This window comes from Paraburkholderia sp. RL18-101-BIB-B, assembly GCF_046026985.1.
GTDB lineage: Bacteria > Pseudomonadota > Gammaproteobacteria > Burkholderiales > Burkholderiaceae > Paraburkholderia.
In genome coordinates, this window is record NZ_JARESV010000058.1 from 36,646 (window position 1) to 48,853 (window position 12,208).

Annotated in this window: 9 protein-coding genes and 1 tRNA gene; 9 read left to right on the forward strand and 1 reads right to left on the reverse strand. The window is 62.9% G+C overall.

Going from position 1 to position 12,208, the window contains the following annotated elements; translation table 11 throughout:
- The first annotated feature begins 462 nt into the window (after window positions 1–462).
- From acs to P0D73_RS40405, 7 genes are all read left to right on the forward strand, one after another.
- Entirely contained in the window at window positions 463–2,445 is a 1,983-nt protein-coding gene (acs, locus tag P0D73_RS40375) for an acetate--CoA ligase (RefSeq protein ID WP_408280049.1), read from the forward strand.
- A 148-nt stretch (window positions 2,446–2,593) separates the two neighbouring features.
- On the forward strand, window positions 2,594–2,962 hold the full coding sequence (locus P0D73_RS40380; RefSeq protein WP_408315889.1) for a DUF4212 domain-containing protein: 369 nt from the start codon (window positions 2,594–2,596) through the stop codon (window positions 2,960–2,962).
- A gap of 4 nt (window positions 2,963–2,966) precedes the next feature.
- Window positions 2,967–4,985, forward strand: coding sequence for a sodium:solute symporter family protein (locus tag P0D73_RS40385; RefSeq protein ID WP_132375191.1), 2,019 nt, complete (start codon window positions 2,967–2,969; stop codon window positions 4,983–4,985).
- A gap of 60 nt (window positions 4,986–5,045) precedes the next feature.
- Window positions 5,046–5,136: transfer RNA gene (locus P0D73_RS40390), tRNA-Ser, on the forward strand.
- Window positions 5,137–5,317: 181 nt separating this feature from the next.
- Window positions 5,318–6,220: a methyltransferase gene (locus P0D73_RS40395; protein ID WP_408435553.1), complete on the forward strand. Its 903-nt coding sequence runs from the start codon at window positions 5,318–5,320 to the stop codon at window positions 6,218–6,220.
- A gap of 131 nt (window positions 6,221–6,351) precedes the next feature.
- Window positions 6,352–7,485, forward strand: a complete 1,134-nt coding sequence (locus P0D73_RS40400; protein ID WP_408435555.1) for an acyltransferase family protein — start codon at window positions 6,352–6,354, stop codon at window positions 7,483–7,485.
- A gap of 120 nt (window positions 7,486–7,605) precedes the next feature.
- Entirely contained in the window at window positions 7,606–8,868 is a 1,263-nt protein-coding gene (locus P0D73_RS40405; RefSeq protein WP_408435557.1) for an MFS transporter, read from the forward strand.
- Window positions 8,869–8,886: 18 nt separating this feature from the next.
- On the opposite strand, the gene P0D73_RS40410 is transcribed toward P0D73_RS40405, so the two are convergent.
- Entirely contained in the window at window positions 8,887–9,798 is a 912-nt protein-coding gene (locus P0D73_RS40410) for a DMT family transporter (protein WP_408182066.1), read from the reverse strand.
- A gap of 127 nt (window positions 9,799–9,925) precedes the next feature.
- Here P0D73_RS40410 and P0D73_RS40415 point away from each other — a divergent pair, with 127 nt between their 5' ends.
- Both P0D73_RS40415 and P0D73_RS40420 read left to right on the forward strand, forming a co-directional pair.
- Window positions 9,926–10,855, forward strand: coding sequence for a LysR family transcriptional regulator (locus P0D73_RS40415; RefSeq protein ID WP_408435559.1), 930 nt, complete (start codon window positions 9,926–9,928; stop codon window positions 10,853–10,855).
- Window positions 10,856–10,947: 92 nt separating this feature from the next.
- A complete protein-coding gene (locus P0D73_RS40420; protein WP_408315733.1) occupies window positions 10,948–12,039 on the forward strand; it encodes an asparaginase in 1,092 nt (363 codons plus the stop codon).
- Window positions 12,040–12,208: the final 169 nt, after the last annotated feature.

Consider the following 12,208-nt stretch of genomic DNA (forward strand, 5'->3'; position numbering starts at 1 on the left):
GCGGCTAGTTCAGTTAGCATTGTAAGAGGCCGTGCGAGCCAGCGTAACGGCGCGCCTGGTGTCGCGGCATGCAGGATGCTCGACGATATAGGTGGCGGGTCAAGCACATGTTCGTCACGGAGCGCGTAGCATGCGTTGCCTCGCGCTGCATCTTCATGCGCCGCTGGCGTCACATGAGCCGCGTTAGGGTTTTCGCTGGCAGTCTGGCGCCATGCGCGTAAGTGGCCGGTAAGTTGCAGCGCTTATGTTTGAGCGTGAGAGCGGAACGTCGTCCGGCGCACACTCATGTTGCAGTGCCGCATGAGTGGTCGTTGCAGAGTGACGGGCCGTGGCGCGATGATCGGTGAAACGACGCGCGAGGGTTGGAGACAGCGCGCCGCTCGTTGCGGCGTCAACAAGACATGGCGCGCCAGACGCGCGCTGGCACAGGTTTTACGTTTCATCTTCACCAAGGGGTTGTCGATGTCTGCGATTGAATCGGTTCTTCACGAACGCCGTGTTTTCCCGCCCTCCGCTGAAGCAGCGGCAGGCGCCGCGATCTCCGGCATGGACGCGTACCGGGCGCTGGCCGCCGAGGCGGAGCGCGATTACGAAGGCTTCTGGGGGCGCCTCGCTCGCGAGACGCTAAGCTGGAACACACCCTTCACCAAGGTGCTCGACGAGTCGAATGCGCCGTTCTACACGTGGTTCGAAGACGGCCAGATCAACGCCTCGTATAACAGCATCGACCGTCATGTCGAAGCTGGCAACGGCGAGCGCGTCGCGATCATCTTCGAAGCCGACGACGGCACCGTCACCAACGTCACCTATCAGGATCTGCTGCAACGTGTCTCGCGCTTTGCGAACGCGTTGAAGAAGCGCGGCGTGAAGAAGGGCGACCGCGTGGTGATCTATATGCCCATGTCGATCGAAGGCATCGTCGCGATGCAGGCTTGTGCGCGGATCGGCGCGACGCATTCGGTGGTGTTCGGCGGCTTCTCGTCGAAGTCGCTCAATGAGCGGCTGGTGGACGTGGGCGCGGTCGCGCTCGTCACGTCCGACGAACAGATGCGCGGCGGCAAAGCATTGCCGCTGAAAAACATCGCCGACGAAGCGCTTGCGATGGGCGGCTGCGAAGCAGTCACGAGCGTGATCGTGTACCAGCGCACCGGCGGCAAGGTCGCCTGGAACGAAGGCCGCGATCTGTGGATGCACGAGGTCACGCAAGGCGAATCGGATCAATGCGCGCCCGAGTGGGTCGGCGCCGAGCATCCTTTGTTCATCCTGTACACGTCGGGTTCGACGGGTAAGCCGAAGGGCGTGCAGCACAGCACCGGCGGCTATCTGCTGTGGGCGGCGCAGACCCTGAAGTGGACCTTCGACTGGAAGCCCTCCGACGTGTTCTGGTGTACCGCCGACATCGGCTGGATCACCGGCCATAGCTACATCACGTATGGTCCGTTGACGCTTGGCGGCACGCAGGTCGTGTTCGAAGGCGTGCCGACCTATCCGAACGCCGGCCGCTTCTGGGACATGATCGCCAAGCACAAGGTCTCGCTGTTCTATACGGCGCCGACCGCGATCCGCTCGCTGATCAAGGCTGCCGACGCCGACGAGAAGGTGCACCCGAAGAGTTACGATCTGTCGACGCTGCGCATCATCGGCACGGTCGGCGAGCCGATCAATCCGGAAGCGTGGATCTGGTATTACGAGAACGTCGGCGGTAGCCGTTGCCCGATCGTCGATACGTGGTGGCAAACCGAAACCGGCGGCCACATGATCACGCCGCTGCCGGGCGCGACACCTTTGGTGCCGGGCTCGTGCACGCTGCCGCTGCCGGGCATCATGGCCGCGGTCGTCGACGAAACCGGCCAGGATGTGCCGAACGGGCAGGGCGGCATTCTGGTGATGAAGCGTCCGTGGCCGTCGATGCTGCGCAACGTGTGGGGCGATCCGGACCGCTACAAGAAGAGCTACTTCCCCGAAGAACTCGGCGGCAGGTTGTACCTCGCCGGCGACGGCGCCGTGCGCGACAAGGACACCGGCTACTTCACGATCATGGGACGTATCGACGACGTGCTGAACGTGTCGGGTCACCGGCTCGGCACGATGGAGATCGAGTCGGCGCTGGTGTCGAACCCGCTCGTCGCGGAAGCCGCTGTGGTGGGACGCCCCGATGCGACCACCGGCGAAGCCGTGTGCGCGTTCGTCGTGCTGAAACGGGCGCGTCCGGAAGGCGAGGAAGCGGTGAAGCTCGCCAACGAACTGCGCAACTGGGTCGGCAAGGAGATTGGTCCGATCGCCAAGCCGAAGGACATCCGCTTCGGCGAGAACCTGCCGAAGACGCGCTCGGGCAAGATCATGCGCCGCCTGTTGCGCTCGCTCGCGAAGGGCGAGGAAATCACGCAGGACGTGTCGACGCTGGAGAACCCGGCGATTCTCGATCAGCTCGGCGAGTCGCTCTGAGCCTGGGTTTGTCCGTGTGAACGGCAAGAGCGTGTCGAACGACACACTCTTGCTTCGACGCAGATATTCACTACAGAAGCCACGTTGTTGAAGCCACCGCGCGGTCAATCCCGATTGCCTGCCCGGTGGCTTTTTGATACATAGGCGCATGGCCGCGCCGCACCACTCCTCTCACGCTACGCTCAATCCGCCGCCCGAACCGCCCGCGGTCTCGGCAGCGATGGCGCGCGCGCATCAAAAGTACTGGCGTTTCAACCTCGCGTTGATTGCGACGTTGATGACCTTGGGCTTCATCGTGTCGTTCGTCCTGCCATTGATGGCGCCGGCTTTGGCGCAGGTGCGCGTCGGCGGCTTCAGGTTACCGTTCTATTTCGGCGCGCAGGGCGCGATCCTGATCTATCTGGCGCTCATCGTCGTCTATATCGTGCTGATGCAGCGCGCCGACCGCCGGCTGCAACGCGCTTTGGAAGCGGACGCCAGCGCCGTTGCCGACGCGCTCACCGCGCTCGGAAACTAAGCCGATGAAGCTCACGAACCGGCTGATCCGCTACTACGCCCTTTACACACTCGGCTTTCTGCTTTTCATCTACGTGATGTGGCGCATCGAGCGCACCACCGGTCCCGGTGTGTGGATCGGCTATGTGTTTCTGTTCGTGCCAATCGCGGTGTATGCGGTGATCGGTCTACTATCGCGGACTTCCGACCTGGTCGAATACTACGTGGCGGGGCGGCGCGTGCCGTCCGCCTTCAACGGCATGGCGACGGCGGCCGACTGGCTTTCGGCGGCCTCGTTCATCGGCCTTGCCGGGTCGATCTATGCGACCGGATATGACGGTCTCGCGTATCTGATGGGCTGGACCGGCGGCTATTGCCTCGTCGCGTTCCTGCTCGCGCCGTATGTGCGCAAGCTCGCGCGCTACACGATTCCCGATTTTCTCGGCACGCGTTTTTCGAGCAACGCCGTGCGCGGCCTTGCGGCGCTGGCGGCGATCCTGTGCTCGTTCGTTTATCTGGTCGCGCAGATCCAGGGCGTCGGCCTGATCGCGACGCGCTTTATCGGCGTGGATTTCGCCGTCGGCATCTTCTGCGGACTCGCTGGCATTCTCGTGTGTTCGTTTCTCGGCGGCATGCGCGCCGTGACGTGGACGCAGGTCGCGCAGTACATCATCCTGATCGCGGCGATTCTGATTCCCGTGTCGATGATCGCGCACAAGGACGGCCTGGGCTGGGTGCCGCAATTCAACTACGGCCGTTTGATGGAGCGTGTCGAAGGCCTCGAGAAGCAGGTGCGCGACGCGCCGCTCGAGCAGACCGTGCGCGACGATTATCGACGCCGTGCCGCGTTGATGCAGATGCGGCTCGACACGTTGCCGCAATCGTTCGTCGACGAGAAGCTGCGTCTCACGCAAGAGGTCGCCGATCTACGCCGCCATAACGGCCCGCTGCGCGAGATCAACGAGCGCGAGCGGGCGCTCGAACAGTTTCCACGCGATGCCGCCGCCGCGCAGATTGTCTGGACCCAGCGACGCGATGAAATGCTGATGCGCGCCGCCGCACCCGTGCCGATGCATGAGCCGTTCCCCGCCGTGAACGATGAAGACCGGCGCACCCATGAACGCAATTTTCTTTCGCTGCTGCTGTGCCTGTCGCTCGGCACGGCGAGCCTGCCACATATCCTGACGCGCTATAACACGACCACCTCGGTGGCTTCGGCGAGACGTTCTGTCGGATGGACGCTCTTTTTCGTCGCGCTGTTCTATCTGACAGTGCCGGTGCTGGCGGTGCTGATCAAGTACGAGATATTGACCAATCTCGTTGGCCATCATTTCTCGGATTTGCCGCAGTGGCTCATGCAATGGCGCAAGGTGGAGCCGAGCCTGATCAGCCTCGCCGATACGAACGGCGACGGAATCGTGCGTTGGAGCGAGATTCAGATGCAGCCCGACATGGTCGTGCTTGCCGCGCCGGAGATCGCGGGGCTGCCGTATGTGATGTCGGGGCTGATCGCGGCGGGCGCGCTGGCCGCGGCGCTTTCCACCGCGGATGGTCTGCTGCTCACCATCGCCAATGCGTTGTCGCACGATGTGTACTACCACATGGTCGATCCGAACGCGTCGAGCCAGCGGCGCGTGACGATCTCGAAGATTCTGTTGCTGGGGGTCGCGCTGTTTGCCTCGTATGTGGCGTCGCTGAATACGGGGAACATTCTGTTTCTGGTGGGCGCGGCGTTTTCGCTGGCGGCTTCGAGCCTGTTTCCGGTGCTGGTGCTGGGCGTGTTCTGGAAGCGCACCACGCGGCTCGGCGCGGTGGCGGGTATGGTGGCGGGGCTGGTGGTGTGCATCTACTACATCGTCTCCACGTATCCATTCTTCACGCAGATGACGGGCTTCGCCGGCGCGCGGTGGTTCGGGATCGAGCCGATCAGCTCCGGCGTATTCGGCGTGCCGGCGGGCTTTCTGGTGGCGATCGGCGTGAGTCTGGTTGACCGCAAACCGGACGCTTACACGCGGGCGTTGGTGGACTATATCCGGCATCCTTAGGCCGGTTTGCGCGTGGGTCTGGCGCAGGGCGCGAAGTTTGCTATAATTCGGCTCCCCGCCGGAGAGATGGATGAGCGGTTTAAGTCGCACGCCTGGAAAGCGTGTATAGGTTAATAGCCTATCGGGGGTTCGAATCCCCCTCTCTCCGCCAGGAACGAATGATAAGCCGTTGAATCCGTAAGGATTCAGCGGCTTTTTGTTTTGGCTTGCCGCCCGAGCGTCAAACTGGGCTCTGCACGCCGTATCCGCACGTCGGACCCAATAGCGCAACGCACAATCCAACGGACCTTCGATGCGGTAGACTTCCGCGGAACCACCCCGGAGATCGCGCAATGGATCGCAAGGTCAATCTGCTATCTGGACTGAATCTGTCTACTGCAATTGGTGCGGAAATCGGCGCACTCTGCCGGCCGGTGGTGACACGATCGGACGGTACGGTCTATTACATCGACCACGCCAGCACCGACGCTCTGCGCGAAAAATATAAACATGATCCGAACGTCGACATCGGCGCGCTCGTCGATGTCGACGCCGTCTGGGGCAAGCAATCGCTCTCCGAAGCGCTAGGTGGCAAATCCGTCGACTACGTGATCGCATCCCATGTGGTCGAACATGTGCCCGATCTGGTCGGCTGGTTTGCCGAGATCGGCGCGATCCTCAAACCGGATGGCCAACTGCGTCTCGCGGTGCCCGACAAGCGCTTTACTTTCGATCTGATGCGGGAGGAGTCGCGCATCAGCGACGTGTTGAGCGCTCATATCGTGCGGGCGCGCATTCCTCAGCCGCAGGCCATCCTCGACCATGTCGTGAATGTGCGTTACGACGTGAATGCAGGGGCGATCTGGGCCGGCCTCCCGTCCGGTGGACGGCCGGCGCATACGTTCGCGGAGGGCATGGCCGCTGCCCAGGATGCTTTTGCCAACGGCAATTATCATGACGTGCATGTCTGGGTGTTCACGCCAGCCACGTTTGCGCGGATTTGCCGCCTGCTCGTCGAAAACGGCCTGCTGAGCATGTCGTGCGCGAACTTCTTCGACACCGCAAGAAACGAACTCGAGTTTCTGGTTCACATGCAGCAGTGCGCCGATGTCGAATTCGCATGCGCCAGTTGGGCGCGCATGGAAGCGGCCGCCGCACCGTTGCCGCCGGACCAGCCTGCGGCGTCGCTTCAGGTTCGCGCCGTGCCTTCGCGGCTGCATCGTGTGGTGCGGCGCGTGGGACGTCTGCTGTCGTAGTGCGAAGCAGAGGACCAGCGCTTCAGTTTCGTCCGCTTGCGGCGCTCGCCTGTCTGGCTCGATTTCGACTCGACTACGCTCGTTTCTGAATCTTGCAGCCGCGGGTATTCTGTAATCTGTAAAATGCGCGGATGGAAACACACAGCATCCGCGACGCAAGTTCTTTGCGCTACGTAACCGGCCTCGATGGACTCCGTGCCATTTCGATGATGCTGGTCGTCCTGTTTCACTACACGAGCTATTTTTCCAGTCGCCTTTCCGGACTGGGCGGCGTTTGGTCCGTCATCGTGCGCATTGCGTCGACCGGCTGGATAGGCGTGGACGTGTTTTTCGTGATCTCGGGCTTTCTCATCACCACAACGCTATTGAAGCGGCCCGTCAATTCAATCGCGTCATATTCCAAGTTCATTCGGCGCCGGGCAATTCGGTTGCTGCCGGCCTACGTCGCGAGCCTGCTGATATTCACGCTTGTCGCGCTGCTCATCGATCCGCATACCAAAGTGCTAGGAAACGAGTATCTGCTATGGACATTTACGGCCAGTCTGCAATCGCTGTTCGGCGACCGGGTTGCGCTGGCCGATCAACACTTCACCATGGCGCATTTCTGGACGCTCGCCGTGGAATGGCATTTTTATCTCGTCTTCCCGATTCTCGTTGCCCGTTTCCATTCGTACTTTCGCCCGGCTGTGGCGCTGTTGCTGGTGGCGATAGCGTTCAGGGTGGTGTGCCATTTTGCCGGGGTTTCCGACAACGGTATCTATACTTTCACGCTTTGCCGGATCGACTCGATTGCAGTAGGTTGTTTGTTGGCACTGGTGCCTGCCCATCTTCGTTCCAGGCAGTCCACAGCGGCGGGCGTGCTCGGCGCGGTGATTTTCATGGCGGTCTGGATTGCGTTGGCCTGTTCGGATGTCCCATTCAAGACCTTGGCGTGGCTTCAGACGTTCGGATACACGCTGTTAGCGGTGTCCGTCGCGTTGATGATTTACCGGGTCATTCATTCCCCGCCGCGCTCGGTGATCGTGCGTGCGCTGGAATTCAAGCCGCTTACTGCAATAGGGCGCGCAAGCTATAGCCTATACATCTGGCACGTGCCTTTTTATCCCACCATCGTGCTGGTGGCGCAACACAACTTCACGGACATCAGGCTTGCCTATCTTGTCGCGGTATTGACCGGCGTCGTGATGACGGCGGTGCTCGGCAGCCTTTCTTATCTGCTCGTCGAATCGCGATTTACCCGGGCGCGTCCGGCGGTGCTGGCGTGAATGCGGTGCGCTGCTTGATGTATGGCAGCGAGACCGGCTGCACGAGGCGGTAAACCAAAACAAATCATCTTGCTCTAAACTAGCGGCCGCCCAAGCCCCCCAGTCAAGAGCAAGAACTCCATGCCCCCAGCGCCCGCCGAGCCACCCGGTTCCTCATCCGTTAGTTTGCCGAAACACCCCGCATTTCAGCGTTTCTGGTGCACCCGCATCCTCTCGTCGCTGTCGTTCCAGATGCTCGCCGTGGCAATGGGCTGGCACATCTACGCGCTCACGCATAGCGCCTTCGCACTCGGCCTCGTCGGCCTCGCGCAATTTCTACCGATGTTCGTGCTGACGCTCGTCGTTGGACATGTCGCCGACCGCTACGACCGCCGCCGCATCGCGGCCATCTGCCAAAGCCTCGAAAGCGTCGCTGCATTGTTATTCGCTTTCGGCACCTTCGGCGGATGGATCAGCGCGCCCGTCATCTACGTGCTGGCCGCATGCGTCGGCGCGGCGCGCGCCTTCGAATCGCCCGCGGTGGCTTCGCTGTTGCCGGGCGTCGTGCCGCGCGGGCAGTTGCCCAAAGCGACCGCATGGGCCACTTCCGCGAATCAGACCGCGCAGATCGCAGGCCCGGCGTTGGGCGGTCTGCTCTATGGCATCGGCCCCGGCGCGGCCTATCTCGCCTGCACCCTGTCGTTCGCGGCCGCGGCCACAGCCGTGTGGGGCATCTCGCTACAGACGAAGCCGGCGAATCGCGCGCCCGTCACGCTTGAATCGGTGTTCTCGGGCATTGCCTTCATTCGCAAGGAACCGGTGATTCTCGGCGCGTTGTCGCTCGATCTGTTCGCCGTGCTGTTCGGCGGCACGACCGCGCTATTGCCGGTCTTCGCACGCGATATGCTGCACACGGGCCCGCTCGGTCTCGGACTGTTGCGCTCCGGCACCGCCATCGGCGCGCTCGCGGGCACCATCTGGCTCGCGCATTTCCCGCTGCGCAACCGGCCCGGTGCGGCGATGTTCGGCGGCGTGATCGCGTTCGGCGCGGCCACGGTCGTGTTCGGTCTGTCGCATCAATTTCTCGTGTCGCTTCTCGCGCTGATGGTGCTCGGTGCTTCCGACACCATCAGCGTGGTCGTGCGTCTGTCGCTCGTGCAACTGCGCACGCCGGATGAAATGCTGGGGCGCGTCAGTGCAGTCAATTCGCTTTTCATCGGGACGTCGAATCAATTGGGCGAATTCGAATCCGGCGTGTCGGCGGGGTGGTGGGGCGCGCGACCCGCCGTGCTGGTGGGCGGCGTAGCGACCATCGCGGTCGCCTTGCTATGGATGCGCTTCTTCCCCGAACTCCGGCGCACGCGCTCGCTGGAGCGCGAAGAGGAACTGGCGCCGAGCCATTGATCGACGCAAGACGTTGCGTCAGGCCTGCGCGGCACTCACACGCAGCGCGGTCCATCGCACCGTCGCCAGAATCGATGCCGCGACGATCAATGCGCCGCCGACCCACGCGGTCACCGAAATCCGTTCACCCAGCCAGATGCAGGCAAACAACGCCCCGAACGCCGGTTCGCTGCCCATCAGCAGCGAGACGCGTGTCGGGCTGCTGCGTTTGATCGCGAAGTTCTGCGCGAAGAACGCGAACAGCGTGCAAGCGATCACCAGATAGCCGACATAGCCCCAGAACGCCGCATGTCCCGCAATCGAGGGCAAGGGCTGCCACTGCTGTGGCGCAAACAGCCAGGCGGCCGCCGCGCTGCCGAATGCCACCACGCCTGACTGAACCGCTGTCACCGAGAGCGGCGGCAGGGCCGAATCACGCATCACGCGTTTGGTCACGCACACCGTCAACGCGCGCAGCAGGGCGGCGAGCAGAATCAGCGCGTCGCCGGGATTGAGGCTCAGCGCGCCGTCGCCGGCGAGCAGCCATGCGCCCAGCAGTGAAAGCGCCACCGCCAGCCATTCGACACGGCTCGGCTTGCGCTTGAGCAACAACCATTCGACGATGGGCGTCAGCACCACGCACAAGCTGATTAGAAACGCGGCGTTGGCGGCGCGCGTCATCAGGATGCCGAAGGTTTCGCACAGGAAGATGCCGAGAAGCAGCGCGCCGGCGATCAGCACGCCGCGCAGCGTGCGACCATCGGCGGCGCGCAGGTGGCGCAGGGCGGGCGACAGGATCACGAAAGTGATACCGAAGCGCAGCGCGAGCAAACCGAGCACCGGATAAAACACCAAGGCGCTTTTGACCACGCCGTAGCTGGTGCCCCACACGACGGCGACGGCGAGCAGCATCAGATCGGACAACATGAGCAGGCGTTCTTGTTTCGACATGGCCGGACCTCGAGCTAACGAGACCGTATTGTCGAACTTTGCGCCAGGCGTGATAATCGGGTCTTGGCGCACAGCGCTTATGTCGCAAATGCATTAATAGCCTGCCCGCACTCACGGACCCGGAACGATGACCCCAACCGAGCTTTTCGCGTTGCTACCGGACATGGCGGTTTTCGCGCGCGTCGTCGACGCCGGCAATTTCTCGGTGGCGGCGCGGCAACTCGGCAGCACGCCGTCCACGGTCAGCCGTCAGATCAAGCGTCTCGAAGACGCCCTGGCGACCCGTCTGCTGGAGCGTTCCACGCGCACGGTACGGGTGACGGAATCGGGTGCCCAGGTGGCGCGATTCTGTCGCGACATGGTGAGCGCAGCGTCGGGCGCGGTGGACGCCGCCGGGCAATTGGCCGGCAGACCGCAAGGCAAGGTGAGCGTGAGCGCGCCGACCCAGTTCGCGAAGTCCGTGATACACCCGCTCATTCCCGGCTTCCTGCACGCTTACGACGAAGTCGACCTGCAACTCCTCTTCACCGACCACGACGTCGACCCACTCGCGGACGATGTCGATCTGGTGATCCGCCTGACCGAGCATCCGCCGCAGGGACTCGCGGGGCGCCGGTTGGGCGCGGTGCGCTGGCTGCTGGTGGCGTCGCCAGCATATTTGCGCGAACGCGGCACACCGGCGCAGCCACGCGAATTGCAGAAGCACGCCTGCATCTACCTCGGCGAGACTACCGACGACAACCGCTGGCGCTTTCGCCGCGGCACGGAGACACAGAGCGTCGACGTGAAGGGCCGCTACATCGCCAATCATGCCGGCGCGCGGCTCGAAGCCGCGCTGCAGGACTTCGGCATTGCGTGTGTACCGGAATTCGCAGCCTCGGAATCACTGCAGAGCGGCGAACTCGTGCAGGTCCTGCCGGACTGGAATCTCGAAGCACGCGCCTACGTCGGCTCGGTGTGGCTGCTGTATCCGCCGAATCGTTTCTTGCCGCCGAAGGTGAGGGCATTGATCGACTACCTCGTCGAGCATCTTCACGACACGCTCGCTACCGCCTGAGAACCACCGCACGCGAGACGAAAGTAGAATCGCCCGCGCAATCCATGATTCAATGCAGTCCCAGCGATTCGATCGATCACGAGGAGAACAGCATGAGCTTGCGCGAAACCGGACCGATTGCGGCGACTGTCTATCGCGGCGCTTCGATTGAGAACACGCATCTGGCGCACGTCGCGGTGGTCGACGCGAGCGGCCGCCTGTTGGCGTCATTCGGCGATCCATCGCGTATGACGCTCGCACGTTCCGCAGCGAAGCCCGCACAAGCGTTGGCGGTGTTGGAAACCGGCGCGCTGGAGCGTTTCGGCTTCGACGAAGCCGACCTTGCGCTGATGTGCGGCTCGCACAGCAGTGAGGCGCGCCACATCGAGCGCACGCGACAGATGCTGGCCAAGGCGCAGGCGAGCGAAGCCGACTTACGCTGCGGCGGCCATCCGCCGCTATCCGACGCCGTCTACATCGACTGGCTCAAACGCGACTTCAAGCCGGGCGCCGTATGCAGCAACTGCTCCGGCAAACACGCGGGCATGCTGGCCGGCGCGCAATCGATTGGGGCAGCGATAGCGGGCTACGAGCGACCCGACCATCCGTTGCAGGTACGAGTAAAACACACGGTCGCGGACGTCTGCGATTTACCTGACGACGCGGTGCAATGGGCGACAGACGGCTGCAATCTACCGACCCCTGCGTTTCCGCTAGACCGCCTCGCACGCCTGTTCGCGAAGCTAGCCGCCGCGGAGGACGAGGTATCGTCGCACGCGCAGTCCATCACATCGCGCACGACGGCGCTCGCCCGAATCTACCGCGCGATGACAACCTATCCGGAATGGGTAGCGGGCGAGGGGCGCTTCTGCACGCAGCTGATGCAAGCCTTCGACGGCGCGCTGGTCGGCAAGGTGGGCGCGGACGGCAGCTACGCGATAGGCGTACGAACATCGGAGCAGACGAAGAGGGCGGGCGCGCAAGGCGCACTGGGCATCGCCGTAAAAATCGAGGACGGCAACGTCGGCATACTGTACGCGGTGGTCGCGGAACTGCTTGCGTTGCTAGACATCGGAACACTGGAACAACGAGCGAAACTCGCGTCGTTTCACGCACCGAAGATGTTGAACACAATGGGCATCCCAACGAGCCGAATAACCTATTCGGTCGCGCTCCAACGCGCACCGAAAGCCTCCGCTCGATGAACGACCGCAACGGCGCGCGCAGCGCCGCCGGAAGAATGACTGCTGTGTCACGAACGCGGACTGGGCGAGAGCACAGATTCCAGATGCGCCACTACCGTAGCTGCGCGGGGGATCCGCTTAAAGGCTAGCGGTGTGAAGCCGCTTTCTTTGCCTACTTTCTTTGCGGCAA